Genomic DNA, 21,074 nt, shown 5'->3' with positions numbered 1-21,074 from the left:
GGAGCGTTACTATGATTGGATCGTTTAAAAAAACAGATATTGCTTTGTTTGCCGCCTGGGTTGTAGCTTGTGTGGCAACTTTGGGCAGTCTGTATCTCAGCGAGATTTTGGGGTATGAGCCTTGTAAGCTATGCTGGTTTCAGCGCATTCTGATGTATCCCCTGACCCTTCTACTCGGGATCGCCTATTTTCGAGGGGATTCGGGGATACTCCGTTATGTCATGCCGTTGGCTATCATTGGAGGTGCGATTTCGGCCTATCATTTTACCATTCAGCGCATCCATGCAGCTGCCAAGGCAGCTACGCAAACTTCAACTTCCTGCGGCAGAGTATCCTGTGAACAGGATTACCTAAACTGGTTCGATTTCATCACCATTCCTTTTCTCGCACTGATCGCCTTTATCCTTATTATTGTAGCCATGGGTTATATCATACGAAAGGAGAAAAAGTCAGCTCAGGGAGAGGTACAAGCAACAGAACTCGCATAAGTATGAAAGAGACCCAATTATAGGGCCAGTGTTATCACCAAGAGGCGTATAATCCGCTTGCCGGGGGAGAGACTGTAACTAAATATATCCATTGCATATGTGGTATAATGTGAAAGGTTTGCAGTCTGTCCAATAACGCTTATATTCCTTATAGAGGGGGCCAGTCCATGTTTCATATTAGCACCCCATTGCTGCAATATGGCGCAACCTTCGGTATGATCTTAATCGCTATATCGGCTATTTTCATCCGTATGAAGACAGGTCATCGCCCGATTAATGCCAAAAAAATCATCATCCCTCCGCTCGGCATGAGCACCGGTTTTATGATGTTCGTGGTGCCGGAAGTACGGGTTCCCTGGCTTTGGGCGCTGGGCGCCTTTCTGGTCGGCTGGTTTATTTTTTCTTACCCGTTGATCCGCAGCACCAAATTTGAGTTGCAAGAAGGGCTGGTTTTCGTGCAACGCTCACGTACCTTCTTCTTTATCCTATTCAGCCTGCTGATCGTCCGATTGCTACTGCATGAATTTATTCAGCATTACATTACCATTCCGCAGACAGCAGGGCTATTTTTCATCCTAGCCTTCGGCACCTTGTTACACTGGCGGCTCCGTATGTATTTTCAATATCGTCAATTCGTTCCGGACGAGACAGAAGTCCGCATCTGACCAACGGTTTTTTAACATGCTTGCTAGCATATTGCTGTATAGACCAAAAAAGGACACGTTCTCCCAGCCAGGAGGCCGTGCCTTTTTGGTCTTTTCGTCTTTTTAGTCTATCGGAGGCTACATTTCCGTCTTGCCCGGACGCCGGGCGCTAGGCACTTACTGGGAGCTTTCTTTTGTAAACAGCGTGCTGCCGTTTATGTTGTTCTGCGGAGCATAAGCGCCGTCCCAGGTGATAAAGAAGCTTGCTCCGGTGTAGATTTCATTCAGGGCCTTGTTCCAAAGCGAATAATCGAATTCCTTGAGCTGATTATTGTTGCGATCCACATGGTCGCCACCCACGGCTGGTCCAATTTCGCAGAAGCCATAAGTTTTTCCAAGTCCTTTGATGTCATTGTAAGCCATCTTAATTTCATTGTCATTGGACGGATCGTCGCTGTAAGCGTCGATGCCAATCCAGGTGACATAGCTGGAGCCGGGGTAATAAGCAGCCGCGTTGGCTCCTTTATTTGGAGCATAGACAAAATTGACGTTGGACATGCCATTGGTCGTCACAATGTAATTGTACAGATTGATGTACAGGTTCTTATAGTCCGTCGTGTTCTTGTCCCCCCACCAGAACCAGCCTCCGTTCATTTCATGGAAGGGTCTGTAGTAAACGGGGGATGAATTAAACTTTTGCAGGCCGGTCACGACATTGTCAACCTGGGCCTTATAATTTTGCAGCCATGCGGGGCTGGACGAATTGATGGATGAAATGTCTGTATTAGCCAAGATCTCGAAATCGGAATCAGACATCGGGGCGTTTACATTTCCACCCTGGGGATTGGGCATGTGGGTGGAAACGGTGACGATTTTCCCCAAGGCTTGGATGGCGGAGGCGCTATTGGAGGTAATGGAGGCTGCATCGGTTCCCCCCTGGTTCCAGTTCAGCAGATCATAGGAGACGATGTCAGGGTTGTAGGTCCAGACAGGACTGGTGTTTACACTACCGTCATAGCCCAGGAACATGCCAGTATAGTTGATATTGCTCTCCGCGCCTGCCGTCATTGGTAGCGAGAATAATAATGCAGCCCCGGTCAGGGCGCTGATCAAGCTCTTCGTTTTCTTGAATGAATTCATAATGGTTATCCTCCTGATGTTTATATCTTGCTGTTTGTAATCGCAAGACTTAAGATGTGACCGATATTCCCCTAGGACAATCTGACTCGCAACCTACATGTTTTTCGTTTTAGCGAGTGGATCTCCATCTTCCTAAAGGAATACGTTTTTGTGATCCTCAATTACATCGACATCAAGGAAAAAAGTTGAAATAGTTCTATTAGAGCAAAAAAATAATTCATATAACAATGAACAAACAATTTCTGCAAAATGTGGTAGGGACTAAATGTGTAATAAAGGAAATTTTTTCATTTCATTCTTATGAATTTGTTTTCAAATTATTGTTATTTTTGTACTATATAGAAGATTCATAATCACACACTTAGCGTATCCTAGCGTCCAGAACTAAGCTGATCACTCTGATGGCATAGTGTATATTTCGTTAAAATGGTGGCCTGGCACTCATGAAATGAAAAAAACCGATATTCGCCTTTTGGCCAAAATCGGTTTTTGGAGGTGAAACCATTATTCCCCGCAGTAAGGCACGAATGTTCCGGGCTAAAAGCTCAGGTTCTTCACCCGCCGCAGCAATTTTTTTGTACTGGACCTTTATAGAATGCACGTAGCAAAAGGGACTGTCCTCTGGACAGCCCCTTTTCTGTAATATGTCCAGACCATTCACCACGGTAGTCTGTATGCTTGCGGTGGATGCCTGCTTTTATTATTGCTGGGTCAAAATGATCGGACCCTCTGCTGTAATGGCCAGCGTATGCTCGTATTGCGCAGACAAGCCGCCGTCCAACGTGCGTGCGGTCCAGCCGTCCGCATCAATTTTACTGCGGTATGTGCCTGTGTTGAGCATCGGCTCAATTGTAATGACCATACCCTCTTTTAAGCGTGGTCCACGGTGTGGAGGTCCGTAATGTGGAACCTGCGGTTGCTCATGCATCTCTTCTCCGATACCGTGCCCAATAAATTCGCGTACGACCGAGAAGCCTTCCGCTTCCGCGTAGGTTTGTATCGCATGGGAAATATCACCGATCCGGTTACCGATAACGGCTTGCTCAATCCCTTTATACAGCGATTCCTTGGTAACATCCAGCAGCTTTTGCGCCTGCTCAGACACATTACCCACCGCATACGACCAAGCGGAATCTGCCAGCCAGCCATTCAGGTTCACAACCATGTCGATCGTCACGATGTCCCCGTCCTTCAACGGTGTCTTATTCGGAAAGCCGTGGCAAATCACATCGTTAGGTGAGCCACAAGTTGCAAACTGGTAGCCGTTATAGCCCTTTTGCTCCGGTGTTGCGCCATGCTTCTTCATAAAGGATTCCGCAAAGGCGTCAATTTCCAGTGTCGTAATGCCCGGCTTGATCATTTTGGCAATTTCCCGGTGGCAAGCAGCCAAAATGTCTCCAGCTTTTTTCATATTTTCAATTTGTTCTTTGGTTTTAATGATAATCATTAAACGGTCTCCTTCTTTTCCGTGTTCGTTCCACTTTTCACTGCTTCTTTTTTCTGCTTCTATTGTAACGCTAAAAGCAGCGAAATGGAACCGATGTCAACTGATACCGTTTACAAGGATCTTAAACGGGGTATATAATATTCCATAACTTGTATACCAGTATGCAAAATCATTTCCTAGATAGGAGTATCCTATGAAATATCCAACAACCTGGTTACAGGGCGCATCGCTTGGGGAAAGGATTGCTTGTGAACTTCGGCTTCAGATTATACGCGGCGTTCAGACACCAGGCACTGTGCTATCTGAGAATCAGATTGCTGCCGATTTTGGTACCAGTCGTTCTCCGGTGCGTGAAGCCTTGAAGGCACTCTCAGGCGAAGGACTGATCCGTTTGGAGCGCATGGGGGCGATTGTCGTCGGCATGACACCCGGTGATATGGAGGAGCTATTCGATGTGCGAATGCTGATTGAACATTTTGTTGTACAAAGGTATGTACATAGTGATAATGCCACATTGGTGACTGTTTTGAATCAGATGATTGACAAAATGGAAGTCGCTCTCAAGTACAGGGATGTCGTTGAATTTTCTCTTCAGGATTTTAATTTTCATGAAGCTCTGGTTCTGGAAGCTGGCCATACCCGTATTCTTCATACCTGGAATGGCATGAGACAGCTAATCCTGACGGTCATGTTAGCTGCAACAGAACAACGATTTGCGTCCAACATCGAAGAATCACAAGTCACGATTCACAAACATCGAACCTTTGCAAACGCTTTAAATCAGGGGGATGCTCAGGAGTTGTCAGGATTTATTGAGGATCATTATCGAGATACCCGCAACGCGGTTAACGATAGCGTCCTGTCTCCCTACAGAAGAAAGACATCGTCCTAGCCACAATATGCGTGACAAAGAGCAGATGTACCGCGCTTTATGCGTTTCTCGCTGGCGCGGCTCTCTTTTAATTGAAGTTGTCGACAAGTATACATTTAGCTATACATATAAGAATAAGGAGGCATACCTTCATGAACACATTATTCGGCTTAAGCCATAACGCGTCCCTGCTCATATGGGCGCTAGTTACCGTCATTCTTTTGATTTTGCTGATTGCTAAATTCAAATGGAATCCCTTCGTTTCACTGCTGCTTTCGTCGGTATTTCTCGGACTGGTTAACGGGATGCCTGGTCATGAAGTTACTGCCTCCATCACCAAAGGGCTCGGCAGTACACTTGGCTCCATCGCCATCGTGATCGGTTTAGGCACAATGCTCGGTAAAATGATGGCAGAATCTGGCGGTGCCGAACGCATCGCGACTACACTGATGGATCGTTTTGGTGAAAAACGCGTTCATTGGGCGATGATGATCGTAGGCTTTATCGTGGGAATTCCGGTGTTTTTTGAGGTTGGTATTATTTTATTAATTCCCATCCTGTTCACGGTTGCCCGTAAAATGAACATGTCTCTGCTGAAAATCGGTATTCCAATGCTGGCAGGACTATCGACGGTACACGGCCTTTTACCACCCCACCCGGCTCCGATGATCGCGATTGAAGCCTTTAACGCCAATATTGGACGCACGATAGGATATGCACTCATCGTGGGCATCCCATCCGCCATTATTGCAGGCCCGGTCTTTGGCGCTTGGATTGGCAAAAGAATCATGGTCAGACCTTCCGAGAGGCTGGACGAGCAGTTCAGAAATACGACGGGGCGGTCGTTGCCTCCCTTTTGGATTACTTTGTTCACCATTTTGTTACCTGTTATTCTAATGCTTAGCGGATCAGTCGCTGAAATTGTAGACCCGGCCAATACACATCCGCTCACTGTATTTTTCAAATTCATTGGTGATGAGGTTATGGCATTACTGATTGCGGCCGTGTTTTCTTTTTTCTCGCTAGGCTATGCACGTGGTCTAAAGAAAGAGGACTTGTCCCGTTTTACCAGTGAATGTCTGGCACCAACAGCCTCTATTATCTTAATTATCGGGAGCGGTGGTGCATTTAAAACGGTATTGATCAACAGCGGTGTAGGTCAGGCCATTGCAGCGGTCGCTACAGGAGCCCATATGAATGTGATTGTATTTGCTTTTCTGGTCGCTGCGCTCATTCGTGTAGCCACTGGGTCAGCGACAGTCGCGATGACGACAGGCTCCGGTATTGTCGCACCTGTGCTGGCACTTACACCCGGCGCGAATGTCGAACTGGTCGTCCTTGCTACAGGAGCAGGGTCGCTGATCTTGTCTCATGTGAATGACGCCGGTTTTTGGATGATTAAAGAATTTTTCAATATGACGGTTCCGCAGACTCTAAAATCATGGACCGTTATGGAAACCATCCTCTCCCTGGTCGCTTTCGGTTTGATTATGCTGCTGAGTGTGTTAACTTAACGTTAATGAGCTAATAACGGTAAGTGAAGGGGAGATTGAATATGACAGACACCCGATATATGATCGGCGTCGATATCGGTACGACCAGTACCAAAGCAGTTCTTTTCGAAGAAAACGGCAATATTGCCGCCCAGCACCATGTGGGTTATCCGCTCCATACACCTGAGCCGGATGCGGCAGAACAAGATCCGGAAGATATTTTCAAAGCTGTTGTGACGACGGTGCAAGAGGTCATGAAACAAAGCGGAGTGTCAGCTGAGCATGTGCTGTTCGTCTCCTTCAGTTCGGCCATGCACAGTGTACTGGCGGTGGATAAGAATGGAAAACCGCTGACCGCCTCTATCACTTGGGCAGATAACCGCAGCGCCAAATGGGCCGAAGCGCTCAAACATGAATACAACGGACACGATATTTACTTACGTACCGGAACGCCTATTCATCCTATGTCACCGCTCACAAAACTAATGTGGATTACACGGGATTTACCAGATGTTGCGACCCAGACGTACAAATTCATTTCCATTAAGGAGTACGTTTTTGCCCGGTTATTCCACCAATATGTCGTGGACCACTCGATTGCCTCTGCAACCGGACTCATGAATTTGCAGCAGTTGAACTGGGACGAGGAAGCGCTGCATATTGCAGGTGTGACGAAGGAGCAGCTATCCGAGCTGGTGCCGACAACTCATGTGCTCAAAGGGCTGGATGAGACCTATGCACATGACATGGGCCTACTGAAGACGACTCCTTTTGTGATCGGGGCCAGCGACGGTGTCTTGTCCAACCTCGGTGTGAATGCGATCAAGCCTGGAGTTGTCGCTGTTACCATCGGCACCAGCGGAGCCATCCGCACCGTAGTTGATAAGCCGCTCACGGATGCCAAAGGGCGCTTTTTCTGTTACGCCTTGACCGAAAAGCTGTGGGTCATCGGCGGCCCGGTGAACAACGGAGGTATAGTCTTCCGCTGGATCCGGGATGAATTTGCAGCCTCCGAAGTGGAAACGGCCAAACGACTGGGACTTGATCCATATCATGTGCTGACCCAAATTGCGGAACAGGTACGTCCTGGCTCCGACGGTCTGCTCTTTCTTCCGTACTTATCCGGTGAACGTGCGCCCCTATGGGACCCGAATGCTCGCGGCTCCTTCTTCGGTCTGTCCCTGCGTCACAAAAAAGAGCATATGATTCGCGCCGCTCTGGAGGGTGTGCTGTTCAATTTGTATACCGTCATGCTCGCCATGGAAGAAGTCATCGACAGACCGTCAGTCATTCACGCCACGGGTGGATTTGCACGCTCGGAGCTATGGAGACAGCTCATGGCAGATATATTTGATCAGGAAGTCATTATTCCCGAAAGTCTGGAAAGCTCATGTCTGGGTGCAGCTATTCTAGGCTTGTACGCACTGGGACGGATTGATTCGCTGGATGCTGTGTCTGGTATGATTGGTACCACTCACCAGCACAAACCGGTAGCAGAACACGTGGATATTTATCGCGATTTACTGCCGATTTATATTCGCATTTCACGTAAATTCGAAGAAGAATTCAAGGATATTGCGGAATTTCAAGCCAAGTCCCTACAGTCTTGAGTTACAAGGTAAACCGAATGGAGTTACAGCAGCGAAGCCATAGGCCCTTAAACTTGTAAAGCGAAGACCCTTCTCATCAAGGGTCTTCGCTTTATTGTTGTGCGCCCTTCGTCACGTAGAGCAGCATTCGTGCATTTTACAGGAAATCGGCCAAGACCGAAATTACAGAAACAGGGTTTTAGAGATGATCACCAACAAAATAAACAGAACCAGAATCGCTCCTACAGAGGTCCATGCGCCTACGCCGCAACCCATACCGCCTACTCCGCACATATGACTCATTTACAACACTCCCTTCGCTCATTTACAGGATCATTGTATGTAGACCTGGTCAAATGCGTAAGGGGGGCATTCCCCCATTTTTACGGCGAATGCCTGTTTATTTTGGAGACTAGCATTATGTATTAACCTCAAAATTATAGAACCCCTCAAGTGTTGCTCTCTTCATCATCAATACTGCACAAGTCCCAAGGAATCCACTCAGCAAGCCACACCTCATGCCCTGCATAATAAAATGCGATTCCCTCTTCTCTTGCTTTAATCGTGTTTACCTTGAGCATGACCAATTCACCTCTTCGGCTCCCTGCTAATGCTGCAAAGTTAGTGCTTTCAGATAAATGTACATACTTTCTGCCAACAGGATCTAAACCATCCGCCATAATAAATGGCAATGCTTGCTTATTCGTACCATGGTATAGTACATCTGGTGGATTCCCGGGAGTATACTCTATCTTTTGATAGCTATGTCCATATCTAGCTCTGATTCTACCGTTATGGATTTCAAAACGCTGCTTATCTGAATTGCGCACGATCCGCTCAATATCAGTCTGCTTTACACCTGACCAGCCTGGCAAGCTTTGAATGATTTGAAGTAAGTGTTCCACAGTACAAGAGCCGTCTGTAATGTCTAACTTTAGCCCGGATTCCTCGGGTTTGTGTCGCAGCATTTTGCTCATTATTTTACTTAGCTTCATATCTTCCTTTTGTTTCTTCATTGAATTTCTCCTTCCTTTAATATAGTAGATCAAAAGATATTTCTACATAAAATTAAGGATTCCTCTTATTTCTTCTTTATACGCTAAAAGACCATCAGAACCGGGAAGGTCTGATGGTCTTTATCAGAAAAGATGCTAGTTATGCCTCTCTGCGTCTGCGTGGTGTCAGACCAAGCCAGGACAACAACGAACTGCGCGATTTTCGTTGTCTGCCCTGGTAGGTACGCAAATTCGTAATTAACTGCCGATCCCGTTCCTCGTCGATCTTTTCTTTCATCCAGCGTTTTTGATCCTCCAGTTGGTTAGACAAGTTGATATTCTTTTCCACCAAACGGCTGTGCTCTGCTTCCAGTTCCTCCAAACGGCTCCGCATTTCCAACAAAGCGTTTTGCACCATGTCCTGCATCTGCGCCAGTTCTTGTGGCTCTACGGACTCCTGTGTTTGTACAGATACAGGCGCTTGCTTCAATCTATACTCAATAGTTGATGCCAAAGTCTGGAACTCTTCCTGCAACTGTAGCTGCATGGGTTCTTCTGACAGTGTCTGAGCATTCATTTCATCCTGTAACTCTGTCAGTTCAACCGTAGCAGCGACTTGAGCCTGCATGACCGTCTCTTCCCTGCCTTCAGCCGCCGCCATTATTTCTTCCCAGGTTGCGGTCAGTGACTCAGCATCCGAGATGGGTGGCAAGCGGAATTCCTCATCCTCCATTGGAAAGGGAGCGGTCACTCTCTCAAGCACCACCTGAACCGCCTGCTCCATCGTCATATGCTGCTCACGCAACGCCCTCCGCATCACCTTCAAGCACTCAACATCCTCAGCACTGAACATTCTTGATTGATTCGCGGAACGCTGAAACACATACCCCTGCTCCTCCAGCGCCGCTGCATATTTACGAAGGGTACTCGCCCCGATTCCCAACTGTTTTGCTGCTTCCGTCGTCGATTTGATTTCTTCCATTTAATCATTACCTCCCCGGATGGTATGGAAAGAAATAAGCTTGTATATGTAGAATTCGCGAAATCCATTGGAAACCCTTTGGCAAAAATGTTCTAATATTGCAGACTGCTAAGAACCTTTGTCATAACGGAATCTTTGTAGAAATACAAGAAACGACATTGCAGAGAATACTTCGTTCTATGTACACTAAAGACTCTTTAAAGAGCGTCACATAAATGTCATACTTTTATAATTCCTATGGCACTATTCCTTCCATCAACATAGTTCATGTTATAATTTATACAGCGGTCACCTTAAATATAAATTGAAATGCAATCTCCTACCTTCCAGTAAAAGTATTGATAATTTACGTTGATTCTACAATTAATCGCAGAAAGACACCTCTTTCACAGTTCATTTTTAATTTTCCGGAATGGAGACAAAAAAATGGATATTTTCAAAAGATCAGCAATATGTTATGTTATGTAACGTAAAATGGATTTCAGGCATAATTTGTAGCATATTAACGTTCGCTGGAACGAGGAGGCAACATAGATGAAGGGGAAGGCAAGGAAAGTAGCTATTGTCGGCGCGGGAATGGTCGGTTCGAGCTGTGCCTACTCAATGGTTAATCAGTCCATTTGTGATGAAATCATGATGATTGACCGCACGTATGATCGGGCTTTGGCCCATGCACTGGATCTGTCCCATTGTATGGAGTTTACGTCCACACGCACTAAGGTACGTGCAGGCACGTATGCAGACTGCACGGATATGGACGTGGTGATTATAACGGCTGGAGCCAACCCTAGACCAGGTCAAGACCGCCTGTCTGTACTGGACGACGCAGTGCTTATCACCAGAGAGATTGTAACAGCGATTATGGAGGGTGGCTTCGACGGTATATTCGTCATTGCCGCTAATCCTGTCGACATTGTAACGTATATGGTACAAAGTATATCCGGTCTGCCGCGCAACAAGGTGATCGGCACGGGCACCTCTATCGACTCGTCCCGGCTCAAGACGTTGCTTTCTGAGGTGTTTTCCATAGATCCGCGCAGCGTACAAGGATATGCTCTTGGCGAGCATGGCGAATCCCAATTCGTTGCCTGGTCACACGTAACGATTGGCGGTAAGCCGCTTTTACACATTTTACGGCAGCATAAGGAACGATTCAGCCACGTCGATCTGGACGACATTGCCCGTAAAACCAGGGATGCAGGCTGGGAAATCTTCACCCGCAAAGGCGCCACTTATTTTGGTATTGCCAATGCTCTGGCATACATTACCCGTTCCATTTTAAATGATGATGGTAAAATTATAGCGGTCTCTGCTGTATTGGACGGCGAGTACGGGCACACCGATGTCTGCACGGGCGTTCCAGCGATTATCGGCAGCGGAGGAATTCAAGAGGTCATCGAGTTGGAACTAAGTCCAGAGGAACAAGCGAAGTTCGACGCCTCTTGCCACTTTATCAGCAATAATATCCGTGCCATTTCAGACTTAGTGTAAACCAATAGCACAGAAAAAAACTCCTTACCCTCATTGAGGATAAGGAGTTTTTGCAATCCCCGTATTTCGCCCTATATCTCTTTATAACGAAATACCGTCAGTCCCGCCAACGTAAATACGACAAAGCTGCCCATTATAACCGTCAATAGTGTATCAGTTGGCACCATGAACGCCCCAAAGTTGTCTCTTCCACTCGGCATCATCGCCAATAAAGGCTGTGTCCATGGATAGTACGGACCGTAGGTTTGAGAATTGGCGACCAGAATATTCGGCACGGTGAACACAAAATTCAACGCAAGCGGTGCGGCAAAGCTGGACCACAAGAAGGATACCATCAACTGCAACGCAGCCAGCGGCAGGCAGGCCACCCAGCCTGCGAGCAGACTTTGAGCGATCACAGCCCAAGGAATCGGTCCGTTCATCCCCTGCACAGCTCCAACACTCAGCAACGCTCCCCCGAACAGTAGCTGGGTCAATCCGACCAAGGCCATAATGATAGTCAGCTTAGCTGCGTACAGACTGGTGCGGAACAATGGCAATGACATCAGCTGCTTCCAGCCGCCGCCCCCATGCTCGAAACGGCAGACCAGAGACCCAAACACGGCCGTCAGCATCGGCAGGAACAGCAGCGCATGAACTGTAAGCATGGCTGACAACAGCAACAGCCAGTTCCCTCCCGGATTCGCCAGCAAACCAATCAGGACGGCAATCGCCGGGCTGACGAGCGCGAGCAGCCAGACGGGCGATTTCGCCATTTTCAACCGTTCAACAGAAAGTAACCGTGCATATCCTCCGAACATTACGCCACATCCTTTCGGCTAAAATGGGCCGCTGTCAGCAGGCTGAGAAGCATACCCGTTCCGCACCCGACGGACGCAAACATCCACGCTTGAGGTGCAACCCAGGCGAATTGAGGCCAGGCCAATGGAAACCATTCGGACAGCTGTGAAGCAAACAAGCTGCCGATGCCTAACGTAATGCCCAGTGTTACAGGCAGCGCCTGATTATGGAACGTGACCGTTAACCACAACAATAGTACAAGCATAGGCAGCGTGCCGCCCAAGGGCCAAAACCCGAGTCGTAGCAGTTCTCCTACGGGTGCAGGTTCTCCCCCGAAGCCAAGGATCATTCCCAACACCCAAGTCCCTACCGTCAGGAGTAGACAGGACACACACAGCATCCCAATCGCCAACGTCAGCTTGGCCATATAGACGCTGAATTTGGAAATCGGCAAGGCCAGCAACTGCTTCCATGAGTTAGATGTATGCTCCACATTCGCCAACATGGAAGCCACCATAGTAGCTCCTAGCACCAGCGCAAGGGGTACAAAAAGAGCGATGTTATCCATCAAAACTTCCCACAGATGACCCTTGTTACGCGGAATCAGATAGTCATATCGAAGTCCAAAGTTGAGCGCCTGCATGGCCACCAGCCCAAGGGGACCGAGGAACACCAAGAACCAGATTCCCTTTCTGCGTGCTTTGAGCAGATCCGCCGTGAGTGCTCGCAGCATCATAAGGAAGCCCCTCCTTTGCCCACCACCTGCATGAACATATCCTCCAGCGATTTGCGGCGTTCCTCCACACGGTATACGGCATGCGTATTTTCGACCAATCTTCTGACCAGCAGCGCAACAGCCGCATCATTCATGTTCTCGAACTCCAGCGCCGATCCGTCCTTCACCGAATGGTAGCCCTGCTCACGCGCAATCAATTGGGCTGCTTCCGGTTCCGACACGACGATCCGAATTCCGCCCGCGGATTCCTGACGGAGATTATGAATCGTGTTTTGAAAGACCAGCTCTCCTTCACGAATAATACCTACGGTATTCGCCATATGCTCTACCTCGCTCAACAGATGGCTGGATACCAGTACGGTGATCCCCCGTTGCTTGGGCATCGCCTGAATCAATGTGCGCATTTCCTGAATACCCTCCGGGTCCAAACCATTCGTAGGCTCATCCAAAATGAGCACTTCTGGATTCCCAAGCAGGGCTGCTGCAATACCAAGTCTCTGCTTCATGCCCAGCGAGTAGCCTTTGACTGGACGTTTGGCATGCTTGGTCAGTCGGACGACCTCTAACACTTCCGCAATGTTTTGCTTGGGTACATTCAAAATACGGCGAATGGCCTCCAGATTTTCAATGGCGTTCAAATGACCATAATACGAAGGATACTCCACCAACGAGCCGACTTTACGCAAAATATCAAGCTTATGTCTGCGAATATCTTTGCCGAATATACGGATCGTTCCTCGAGTTTGGCGAATAAGTCCAAGCAGCATGCGGATCGTTGTCGTTTTCCCTGCTCCATTTGGACCCAGAAATCCGTAAATATCTCCCCGAGCTATTTTCAGGTCCAGCTGATTAACCGCCGCGCGGCCTTTGTATATTTTGCTGAGACTGTTCGTTTCAATAATGTATTCGTTCAAGTTCCTCACCTCGACACCTATCGTAACGTGCCAAGTTTAAAGCCAAGGGAACTCTGAGTTTAAGTTTTGTTTAAAAAACGGATTCGGGTCCCGGCTGATGAACTGAAAATCTCCCTCTCCAAATTCATTTCACGAGCCAGCAGTTCTGTAATCGCTAAACCAATCCCGGCTCCTTTTTCACTGGACTGTTGCTCCATACCAGGCCCTTTATCTGTGATAACCAATGCCTCTGTCCCATTATCCTTCTGGACTTGAACACCAATATATCGGCCTGAGGCAGCATGGCGAACTACATTTTGAAAGAGATTGTCCAGCAAACGGCGGAAGCCTTGCTCATCGACATTCCACACCATACTATGCTCAGGCAGGTCGATATCCACTTCAAAGCCTTCTTTTTCCCACACCGGGTACCAGCTGGCCGCACACTCACGCACCAGTCGCAGGATATCACGCGGTGTGTTATTCATGGTGTATTTGCCACTGGATAGGAGATTATAGGTCAGCAAGTTGTCGATCAGACTCCCAAGGTCCTTTAGCTTGTTTTCCATTAGTGTAATCGACTGTTTCCCTCTGCTGCTGAGATTTTCACCATCTAGTGTATACAGATGGCTACGCACGACCGTAAGCGGCGTCCGAATATCGTGTGACAGATCCGCGACCAGTCTCTTCCGTAGCTCTTCCTCCTGACGCTCACGTCCCCGACTCTCTGCCAACTGCTCGACCATCTGATTAAATGCTTCTTCCAGCTTGCCGATTTCATCCGGGCGTCCAGTGGCAACAAGAATAGGCAAGCCGTCCTCTCCTCGCTGCGACATGGCGGCCTGAAGCTGCAACAGTCTACGCCGAATGTCTCCAAAAAACAGAAGAGATACGGATATAAAAGCGCCCAAAATCAATACAATAAAAAAGAAATAGTACATCAACATACTACTATCAGTAGGTGGCTGTTCAAAGAACGAACGAGGCACTTTTAATACCATATAGCCCTGATTTACATCATTCTTGCCCCCGCCAATAAAGGCTACTACCGTAAACGGCCCCTCATAGCTTGCTTGCTTCATAAAAGCTATAGCCTGCGCAGCGTTCCATTGTTTTGGCAGGTTAGGTTGGGTCGGTAACTCCAACCTAGTTAACCCTGCGGTATCCACCCAAAATATTTGGGATTTAGGGAACATATCTTGTTGTATTTTGCGCAGATGGACTGAGATTTGCTCTGGTGTGGCTCCCTTCAAGGCTACAGCTTCGCGATGCCAGCTATTTTCGGTATGGGTAGCAGAGGGATAGTAAGCGTTTTTAGGCTTGGACCCCGCCCCCCAATTGAATAACACGCTATATATCAAGGCTGTAGCAGGCAACACAATGGGCAACAGCATCATAGCAACCACAATGATGACCAGATAACGGAACAACAGTGAACTGCGAAACCGACCTCCCTGATCCGGCTTAGAGCTGGGATGCAACCTCCTCCAACCCTTGCGCGTCCTGTTCATTATGCTTTCACCCGATATCCTACACCACGGATCGTCTCAATGATGCGAGGTGTCGCAGGATCAATCTCCAGCTTTTCGCGCAGGTGTCGGATGTGAACCATTAAAGTTTTGTCTCCGTCGATATATGGATCTCCCCATACCGCTTCATACATTTGCTCTTTCGTCATAATCTGGCCCAAATGCCGCAGTAAATAAGCAAAAATGTGATATTGCTTGCCTGTCAGTGTAATTTCCTCCCCGGTATCACGGTTCACAATACGGTTATCAGGAGAGAACACAGAGAGATGCCCCAGTTGTAAGGATTCTTCAGGCACGGTTCCTGATCGGCGCAGCAAAATCTCCATACGTGCTATGAGCTCGTCCGGGTGAAAGGGCTTGGTTACATAATCGTCAGCGAAATCCAGTCCTTGCAGTTTATCGTCTATGGAGGTACGAGCAGACAACATGAGAATGGGAAGCTCCGGGTACTCTTTCTTGAGCCGTTTCCCTATGGTGAATCCATCCAGACCAGGTAACATCACATCCAAAATCACGAGTTGGCACGTACGGGCTGCCTCCACAGCCCCATCCCCGCTGCGAAGCCATACTACAGCGTAATTCCGCTCTTCCAAATACTGATGCGTCCAAGCACCGATATCCTGGTCATCTTCGATGTATAACACATTTGTTTTCATCATGAGCACCTACTTATCGTTTTTCTTTTATGTAATGGGCATTATAGCATTTATGGTACATAACCCACTTAAAAAGGTTAATAACTATCTTATACGACATACGCTTCACATTTTCAAATTTGAATGCTTATGAAAAAAGGAGGCCTACCCGATGCTGCTGGAAGCTATATACCATCACCCGAAACGCAATTGGGCTTTTGGTTATAATGATGAAACGATATTTCTACGGCTACGTGCGAAGAAAAATGACCTGAACACCGTTCATGCTCTCACCGGAGATAAATACGATTGGGACCGCACCCGACAGCTTGTCCCGATGTCCAAATTCGCTACTGATGGCAGGTTTGATTACTATGAGTGCAGTATAAAACCTACTCACCGTCGGCTGAAATATGGATTTTTGCTAGAAGACGGTGAGGAACGTATTTGGATGAACGAGGACGACTTTACTACCCAAGAACCCGAAAATGCAGATAAACTGTTCCAATATCCGTTTTTGAACCCGATTGATATTCTGAAGCCACCCGCATGGGTGAAGGATGCGGTATTTTATCAGATTTTCCCGGAACGCTTTGCGAACGGTGACCCCTCCATCAGCCCAGAAGGTGCAGAGACATGGGGTGGAACCCCACAAAGAGACAATTTTTTCGGTGGCGATCTACAGGGGATTCTGGATCACCTGGACCACCTGAACGAGCTGGGAATTAACGCCATATATATGACTCCTGTCTTCAAGGCGACGACCAATCATAAATATGATACAGAGGATTATATGGAGGTGGACCCACATTTCGGGGACAAAAAGACATTGAAAAAACTGGTCGATGCCTGCCACGATCGAGGAATTCGGGTGCTGCTTGATGCGGTGTTCAACCATTCAGGGCGTACTTTTAAACCGTTCGTCGACGTCCAGGAAAAAGGCGATGCCTCGCCTTACAAGGACTGGTTCCATGTACATAGCTTTCCCCTGAAAGTGGTGGATGGCATACCGACGTACGATACATTCGGGCTGGAACCGATGATGCCCAAGCTGAACACCGAACATCCTGAGGTAAAAAAGTACCTGCTGGATGTGGCAAAGCACTGGATCGAAGAAATCGGCATCGATGGTTGGCGGTTGGATGTGGCAGACGAGGTGGACCACGCCTTTTGGCGGGAATTCCGCACTACGGTCAAGCAGGCCAATCCGGATGCGTACATTTTGGGTGAAATGTGGAATGAATCGTCTGAATGGCTTCAGGGGGACCAATTCGATGCAACGATGAATTATCCGTTCACCTACGCGGTGAATGATTTTTTCGTCAAAAAAGTGACCGATGCCCAAAGCTTTGCCTACGCCATCGGACGACAGCTGGCCCGCTATCCACAGCAAGCATCCGAGGTTGCTTTCAATCTGCTGGATAGCCATGATACACCGCGCCTACTGACGCTGTGCGGGGGCGACAAGCGACTGATGCGGCTGGCTGCTTTGTTCCAGTTCACGTATATGGGCGCACCCTGCATTTTTTACGGCGATGAGATCGGCCTGGATGGAGATGCCGATCCAGGCTGCCGCCAGTGCATGGAGTGGGATGCCGATAAGCAGGACCACGAGCTGTTCGACTTTTACCGCGAGCTGATTGCGCTTCGTAAGGGGCACCCGGTCCTCCGTGATCAAGGAGGCATCACTTTCCTGGAGGCACAGCCGGAGGGTGCCTCACTTGCCTACGAGCGCCGCAGCGGGGAAGAAGTGCTGCTCGTGCTGCTCAATCGTTCCGATGAGGATCACGTTTTTGAATTGGACATTCCTGAGCAGGAATGGCAATTAGCCTTTGGCGAAAGCCAGTGGTCCGTAGGACCGAAGGGACTGCATGCCGAGCTTCCTCCTTACGGATATGTTGTGCTGAAGGCAACGCCTGTGCGATCAATCAACTCTGCAAAAGAAGTCGACAACAAGACGCAAAGCAAGGCATAGGCTATATAGACGCGGATGCTGATGAAAGTACCTGCCGAATACGGCAAAAAAAGCGAAACCACCAGGAACAAGATAGTTAACTTGTTCCTGGTGGTCTTTTTACGTTGAATATGAGCTTCTATCCAAGTCGATTATTTGTTTTTAACATCTGTTCTTACTACCCCAACATCCGAAGCATTGATTGAAATGGGGTTACCACCTTGCCCTGTTTGAGCTGAAGAAGATTGTCTAACGTCCACCCTAATTCTTTTGCCCTTAAAGCCAGTTCGTCTCCTTTTTCCTAATGCAGTGGCCTCCTTAAGTCTTCATGGCTTCATAAACCTCTCAATATGACCTAACTGTGGAGAGATATGCTATATGCATATGCCGCTGAAGAAAACAGGTCTCGGCGAATATCAGATCATAGAGAAAAGAGGCTATTAGTACCCGAGCTGGCAAGCTCCTCCAAGAAATTGCAACGAACATACTAACAGCAAAAGAGCGGAACCTGCTTTTACAGGCTCAATGTGGCTTTAAAACCATCATTGAGCCTGTAATGATTAATGATATAGAATCATTGCTTATATCAGCTATCAACAAGCCAGCAGCCTTTCATGACTATCGTTGAACGCTAGCAGATTCGCTTGTAGATAATTGAATATTTTAATCCGTAAAATTTAAAGCGTTTACAAGTTAAGCGGCAGGTTGCCGGTCAGAGACGGCTGCTTGACCGGATCACTTTACAAATTGGCTTAAGCCAATACACCAAGAGCGTATCCAATAATTCCTATTGCGAATAAAGCAAAAATCAGAGCTATAGCATTTACTTTCTTTTTGAGCAGTCTCATGCATAAAAAAGTCAGCAAGAGAGGTAACAGACCAGGTATCAATTGATCCAGAATCATCTGTATCGTCGTAACAACCTCTACTCCATCCGAACGGGTATATCGGGATACTTCGAGTGGTATATTCAGAGTAGTCCATTTGGATACGAGGGCGCCCATAACAAATAGTCCCAGGATGGAGGCCGATTCCGTAAGCTTTTGCAGTCGGTTTCCGGACATGTCGGACACAATCTCCGTCCCTTTTTTGTAGCCGTATTTCAGTCCGTACCACTTAGTGGCCAGGCGAATAACATTAAAAAGCAAGAAAAATAGGACAGGCCCGATAACGCTTCCGGACAACGCAATGGAAGCTCCTAATGCAGCCAGAACGGGGCGTAATGTTCCCCAGAAAATAGGGTCTCCTACTCCAGCCAAAGGTCCCATTAAGCCAACTTTCACACCACTTATGGTAGCATTATCAATCGGCTGGCCATTGGCTTTCTGCTCCTCCATAGCGGCCGTTACCCCCATAATCGGTGCAGAGATAAACGGTTGAGTATTAAAAAACTCCAAATGCCGCTTTAGTGCTTCTTTTTGGTCTTCCTTCTTGCTGTATAACCGCTTGATTGCCGGAATCAAGGTGACACAAAAACCAATCGACTGCATACGCTCAAAGTTAAACGAGCCCAGCAGGAACCATGAACGGAAAAACATTTTGTTTAAATCGCTTTTGGTCAACTTTTTTTCTTCCATAGTACCCCACTCTTTCATTAAGAATTTCTTTAGAGCTCTTCAATTTCACCCACTTGATCTTTGAGCTGGCTATATTTAGGATTGAGCTGGATATACAGCAGAGCCAGAACCGCTCCCATGATTCCAAAGCCAACCAGATTGATGCTTGTAAATGCCGCGATGACAAAGCCCAAGAAAAAGAAAGGCATCAGATATTTGGCTGCCATCATGTTAATAACCATGGCATATCCTACAACGACGATGAATCCCCCTGCAATTTGCAGCCCTTTTGTAATGACCTCCGGGATGGCATCCAGCAAAGTCGTAACTAGACCGGTTTCTGCTGCAATAGCCACCAATACGGCAGGCAAAGCGACACGTAATCCCTGAAGAAGGAGGGCTATGAAGTGACATAATTCAATTCCTTTGAAATTTGAAGATTCGGCATATTTATCTGCCAGATGCTGAAAGAACACGGTAATCGTTCTAACAAAGATAGTTAACACTTGTCCGCCAGCCGCAATCGGAATCGCAACGGCAATTCCCGCACCGATCGATTGGTGCCCGACAATAACCAATATGGTTGAGACTACACTGGCCAAAGCCGCATCCGGAGCCATGGACGCTCCGACATTCATCCAGCCCAAAGCCAACAATTCCAGCGTACCGCCTAGAATAATACCGGTTTTGAGATCTCCCAGGACCAGACCGATCAGTGTACACGCAACTATAGGACGATGAGTCTGTCCTTCATCCAAAACACTGCCCATTCCGCAAATGGCTGCAACCAGCGTGACCATTACGATTTCAAAAACACTCATGTTTGACCCCCTCTCTTATGCGTACGTGTTGTTAAAACTGGACATTTTGGAGCTTGTTAATCAAATTAATTTTAGGATCACTGGCCACTTTTCTAATCTCCAGTTCTATCCCCTTTTCGTGCAATTTATAAAATGCCTCTACATCCTGCTTGTCTACGGACACTGCTCCGGTAATTTGTGTTTTGCCTTCTTTGAAGCACATTCCACCTACATTTACCGATGTAAACGGTACCCCACCTTCTACAACCCGCAGTACATCCGTGGGATTGGTAAACAGGAACAAGGTCTTGAAATCGTTATATTTAGGATTGTTATAAGCTTCAATCGCTTTCGCAATCGTGACAACATAAGCTTTAATCCCCGGCGGTGCCACTTGTAACAATAAGGTTTTGCGCAGCGTATCCGCAGCGACCTCATTGCTGACGGCGATAATTTTGTTACACTTCGTTTCCTTCACCCACACAGTAGCCACCTGACCATGAATTAGACGGTCATCAATACGAACAAATGATATTTCCATACCTATAATTCCTCCTCTGTTTGTATGTCCCGGATGACACGAAAAGACTTCATTGAATCCTGACCCGCACGGATGGCCAGATCACTTAGATTCTCCACGTTCTCCAGCCCTCTATTAGTCAGCAGGTCTACGATCATTGGCAGGTTCACCCCTGTTACAATGTCCATTTTTTCATACCTGGCCACAATCCTACTGGCCGCATTATAGGGACTGCCACCAAACAAATCGACGAGAAAAATCAATCCGTCCGTCCAATCAATTGTTTCCAAGGCCGCTTTGTACTTCTCAACAAGTCCGTTAACACTTTCACCTGGTTCAAACGTTACACCCACCACATTTTCCAGATGGCCAAAAATCATTTCCGTGGATCTTAGGATCTCTTCAGAAAATTTTCCATGAGTGCCAACAATAACACCTATCATTTGTTTCACCCCCTCCTTGCATCCTTCGCCTATACTTATATGCAAGTCTCATGCCAAGATTCTGTATGATGCGATTAACTATCAAAAA

Annotated in this window: 21 protein-coding genes; 7 read left to right on the top strand and 14 right to left on the bottom strand. The window is 47.5% G+C overall.

Features of this window, described 5'->3' with window-relative positions; genetic code table 11:
* Positions 1-11: 11 nt before the first annotated feature.
* Positions 12-488, top strand: coding sequence for a disulfide oxidoreductase (locus ACWA2B_RS07820; protein WP_449291877.1), 477 nt, complete (start codon positions 12-14; stop codon positions 486-488).
* 167 nt (positions 489-655) lie between these two features.
* Positions 656-1,153 (top strand): CcdC family protein, encoded by a 498-nt coding sequence (locus ACWA2B_RS07815; RefSeq protein ID WP_029514725.1) that lies wholly within the window; start codon positions 656-658, stop codon positions 1,151-1,153.
* Positions 1,154-1,309: 156 nt separating this feature from the next.
* Here ACWA2B_RS07815 and ACWA2B_RS07810 read toward each other — a convergent pair whose 3' ends face one another.
* Together ACWA2B_RS07810 and map are read right to left on the bottom strand one after the other, a co-directional pair.
* Positions 1,310-2,272 (bottom strand): glycoside hydrolase family 26 protein, encoded by a 963-nt coding sequence (locus tag ACWA2B_RS07810; protein WP_342425581.1) that lies wholly within the window; start codon positions 2,270-2,272, stop codon positions 1,310-1,312.
* Between the two features lie 700 nt (positions 2,273-2,972).
* A complete protein-coding gene (gene map, locus ACWA2B_RS07805; RefSeq protein ID WP_013308498.1) occupies positions 2,973-3,719 on the bottom strand; it encodes a type I methionyl aminopeptidase in 747 nt (248 codons plus the stop codon).
* 193 nt (positions 3,720-3,912) lie between these two features.
* Here map and ACWA2B_RS07800 point away from each other — a divergent pair, with 193 nt between their 5' ends.
* From ACWA2B_RS07800 to gntK, 3 genes are all read left to right on the top strand, one after another.
* Positions 3,913-4,611 (top strand): GntR family transcriptional regulator, encoded by a 699-nt coding sequence (locus ACWA2B_RS07800; RefSeq protein WP_165147990.1) that lies wholly within the window; start codon positions 3,913-3,915, stop codon positions 4,609-4,611.
* Between the two features lie 131 nt (positions 4,612-4,742).
* Positions 4,743-6,104, top strand: a complete 1,362-nt coding sequence (locus ACWA2B_RS07795) for a GntP family permease (protein ID WP_318627650.1) — start codon at positions 4,743-4,745, stop codon at positions 6,102-6,104.
* A 41-nt stretch (positions 6,105-6,145) separates the two neighbouring features.
* Positions 6,146-7,693: a gluconokinase gene (gene gntK / locus ACWA2B_RS07790; protein ID WP_318627651.1), complete on the top strand. Its 1,548-nt coding sequence runs from the start codon at positions 6,146-6,148 to the stop codon at positions 7,691-7,693.
* 162 nt (positions 7,694-7,855) lie between these two features.
* Here the strand turns inward: gntK and ACWA2B_RS07785 are convergent, their stop codons facing one another.
* The 3 genes from ACWA2B_RS07785 to ACWA2B_RS07775 form a co-directional block, all read right to left on the bottom strand.
* A complete protein-coding gene (locus tag ACWA2B_RS07785) occupies positions 7,856-7,975 on the bottom strand; it encodes a hypothetical protein (RefSeq protein WP_013369112.1) in 120 nt (39 codons plus the stop codon).
* A 146-nt stretch (positions 7,976-8,121) separates the two neighbouring features.
* Positions 8,122-8,688: an RNA 2'-phosphotransferase gene (locus ACWA2B_RS07780; protein ID WP_029514720.1), complete on the bottom strand. Its 567-nt coding sequence runs from the start codon at positions 8,686-8,688 to the stop codon at positions 8,122-8,124.
* A gap of 139 nt (positions 8,689-8,827) precedes the next feature.
* Positions 8,828-9,649 carry a MerR family transcriptional regulator gene (locus tag ACWA2B_RS07775; protein WP_029514719.1) on the bottom strand — a complete coding sequence of 274 codons (822 nt, stop codon included), beginning with the start codon at positions 9,647-9,649 and terminating at the stop codon, positions 8,828-8,830.
* Between the two features lie 534 nt (positions 9,650-10,183).
* On the opposite strand from ACWA2B_RS07775, the gene ACWA2B_RS07770 reads away from it, so the two are divergent.
* Positions 10,184-11,140 (top strand): L-lactate dehydrogenase, encoded by a 957-nt coding sequence (locus ACWA2B_RS07770; RefSeq protein ID WP_029514718.1) that lies wholly within the window; start codon positions 10,184-10,186, stop codon positions 11,138-11,140.
* Positions 11,141-11,211: 71 nt separating this feature from the next.
* On the opposite strand, the gene ACWA2B_RS07765 is transcribed toward ACWA2B_RS07770, so the two are convergent.
* Genes ACWA2B_RS07765 through ACWA2B_RS07745 form a run of 5 tightly spaced genes read right to left on the bottom strand, consistent with a single transcriptional unit; the run spans position 11,212 to position 15,734 of the window.
* The gene (locus tag ACWA2B_RS07765) at positions 11,212-11,940 is read right to left on the bottom strand and encodes an ABC transporter permease (RefSeq protein ID WP_449291876.1); all 729 of its coding nucleotides are present in this window, start codon (positions 11,938-11,940) and stop codon (positions 11,212-11,214) included.
* Positions 11,940-12,656 (bottom strand): ABC transporter permease, encoded by a 717-nt coding sequence (locus ACWA2B_RS07760; protein WP_029514716.1) that lies wholly within the window; start codon positions 12,654-12,656, stop codon positions 11,940-11,942. The genes ACWA2B_RS07765 and ACWA2B_RS07760 overlap by 1 nt, the downstream gene beginning before the upstream one ends.
* Positions 12,653-13,570, bottom strand: a complete 918-nt coding sequence (locus ACWA2B_RS07755) for an ABC transporter ATP-binding protein (protein WP_342434780.1) — start codon at positions 13,568-13,570, stop codon at positions 12,653-12,655. Before ACWA2B_RS07755 ends, ACWA2B_RS07760 begins: the two co-directional genes overlap by 4 nt.
* 59 nt (positions 13,571-13,629) lie before the next feature.
* Positions 13,630-15,060, bottom strand: coding sequence for a sensor histidine kinase (locus ACWA2B_RS07750; protein ID WP_342434779.1), 1,431 nt, complete (start codon positions 15,058-15,060; stop codon positions 13,630-13,632).
* Complete coding sequence (locus ACWA2B_RS07745; protein WP_029514713.1) at positions 15,060-15,734, bottom strand: response regulator transcription factor; 675 nt, start codon at positions 15,732-15,734, stop codon at positions 15,060-15,062. The genes ACWA2B_RS07750 and ACWA2B_RS07745 overlap by 1 nt, the downstream gene beginning before the upstream one ends.
* Before the next feature lie 151 nt (positions 15,735-15,885).
* Here ACWA2B_RS07745 and ACWA2B_RS07740 point away from each other — a divergent pair, with 151 nt between their 5' ends.
* Entirely contained in the window at positions 15,886-17,688 is a 1,803-nt protein-coding gene (locus ACWA2B_RS07740) for an alpha-glycosidase (protein WP_449291875.1), read from the top strand.
* 731 nt (positions 17,689-18,419) lie between these two features.
* Here ACWA2B_RS07740 and manZ read toward each other — a convergent pair.
* The 4 genes from manZ to ACWA2B_RS07720 are packed head-to-tail and all read right to left on the bottom strand — an operon-like array spanning position 18,420 to position 20,986.
* Positions 18,420-19,262, bottom strand: coding sequence for a PTS mannose transporter subunit IID (gene manZ, locus ACWA2B_RS07735; RefSeq protein ID WP_275041127.1), 843 nt, complete (start codon positions 19,260-19,262; stop codon positions 18,420-18,422).
* Between the two features lie 11 nt (positions 19,263-19,273).
* Positions 19,274-20,044, bottom strand: coding sequence for a PTS mannose/fructose/sorbose transporter subunit IIC (locus ACWA2B_RS07730; protein WP_318627655.1), 771 nt, complete (start codon positions 20,042-20,044; stop codon positions 19,274-19,276).
* 31 nt (positions 20,045-20,075) lie between these two features.
* Positions 20,076-20,564 carry a mannose/fructose/sorbose PTS transporter subunit IIB gene (locus ACWA2B_RS07725; RefSeq protein ID WP_013369100.1) on the bottom strand — a complete coding sequence of 163 codons (489 nt, stop codon included), beginning with the start codon at positions 20,562-20,564 and terminating at the stop codon, positions 20,076-20,078.
* 2 nt (positions 20,565-20,566) lie between these two features.
* Positions 20,567-20,986: a PTS sugar transporter subunit IIA gene (locus ACWA2B_RS07720; RefSeq protein WP_013369099.1), complete on the bottom strand. Its 420-nt coding sequence runs from the start codon at positions 20,984-20,986 to the stop codon at positions 20,567-20,569.
* Between the last annotated feature and the right edge of the window lie 88 nt (positions 20,987-21,074).

It is taken from the genome of Paenibacillus sp. CMM36 (genome assembly GCF_053570945.1).
This window is presented reverse-complemented; position numbering and strand designations above follow the sequence as displayed.

Bases quoted from the DNA above. Each gene is read 5' to 3' on its own strand.
- ACWA2B_RS07820 (WP_449291877.1), top strand. From the start codon at position 12: ATGATTGGATCGTTTAAAAAAACAGATATTGCTTTGTTTGCCGCCTGG.
- ACWA2B_RS07815 (WP_029514725.1), top strand. From the start codon at position 656: ATGTTTCATATTAGCACCCCATTGCTGCAATATGGCGCAACCTTCGGT.
- ACWA2B_RS07810 (WP_342425581.1), bottom strand. From the start codon at position 2,272: ATGAATTCATTCAAGAAAACGAAGAGCTTGATCAGCGCCCTGACCGGG.
- map (WP_013308498.1), bottom strand. From the start codon at position 3,719: ATGATTATCATTAAAACCAAAGAACAAATTGAAAATATGAAAAAAGCT.
- ACWA2B_RS07800 (WP_165147990.1), top strand. From the start codon at position 3,913: ATGAAATATCCAACAACCTGGTTACAGGGCGCATCGCTTGGGGAAAGG.
- ACWA2B_RS07795 (WP_318627650.1), top strand. From the start codon at position 4,743: ATGAACACATTATTCGGCTTAAGCCATAACGCGTCCCTGCTCATATGG.
- gntK (WP_318627651.1), top strand. From the start codon at position 6,146: ATGACAGACACCCGATATATGATCGGCGTCGATATCGGTACGACCAGT.
- ACWA2B_RS07785 (WP_013369112.1), bottom strand. From the start codon at position 7,975: ATGAGTCATATGTGCGGAGTAGGCGGTATGGGTTGCGGCGTAGGCGCA.
- ACWA2B_RS07780 (WP_029514720.1), bottom strand. From the start codon at position 8,688: ATGAAGAAACAAAAGGAAGATATGAAGCTAAGTAAAATAATGAGCAAA.
- ACWA2B_RS07775 (WP_029514719.1), bottom strand. From the start codon at position 9,649: ATGGAAGAAATCAAATCGACGACGGAAGCAGCAAAACAGTTGGGAATC.
- ACWA2B_RS07770 (WP_029514718.1), top strand. From the start codon at position 10,184: ATGAAGGGGAAGGCAAGGAAAGTAGCTATTGTCGGCGCGGGAATGGTC.
- ACWA2B_RS07765 (WP_449291876.1), bottom strand. From the start codon at position 11,940: ATGTTCGGAGGATATGCACGGTTACTTTCTGTTGAACGGTTGAAAATG.
- ACWA2B_RS07760 (WP_029514716.1), bottom strand. From the start codon at position 12,656: ATGATGCTGCGAGCACTCACGGCGGATCTGCTCAAAGCACGCAGAAAG.
- ACWA2B_RS07750 (WP_342434779.1), bottom strand. From the start codon at position 15,060: ATGAACAGGACGCGCAAGGGTTGGAGGAGGTTGCATCCCAGCTCTAAG.
- ACWA2B_RS07745 (WP_029514713.1), bottom strand. From the start codon at position 15,734: ATGAAAACAAATGTGTTATACATCGAAGATGACCAGGATATCGGTGCT.
- ACWA2B_RS07740 (WP_449291875.1), top strand. From the start codon at position 15,886: ATGCTGCTGGAAGCTATATACCATCACCCGAAACGCAATTGGGCTTTT.
- manZ (WP_275041127.1), bottom strand. From the start codon at position 19,262: ATGAAAGAGTGGGGTACTATGGAAGAAAAAAAGTTGACCAAAAGCGAT.
- ACWA2B_RS07730 (WP_318627655.1), bottom strand. From the start codon at position 20,044: ATGAGTGTTTTTGAAATCGTAATGGTCACGCTGGTTGCAGCCATTTGC.
- ACWA2B_RS07725 (WP_013369100.1), bottom strand. From the start codon at position 20,564: ATGGAAATATCATTTGTTCGTATTGATGACCGTCTAATTCATGGTCAG.
- ACWA2B_RS07720 (WP_013369099.1), bottom strand. From the start codon at position 20,986: ATGATAGGTGTTATTGTTGGCACTCATGGAAAATTTTCTGAAGAGATC.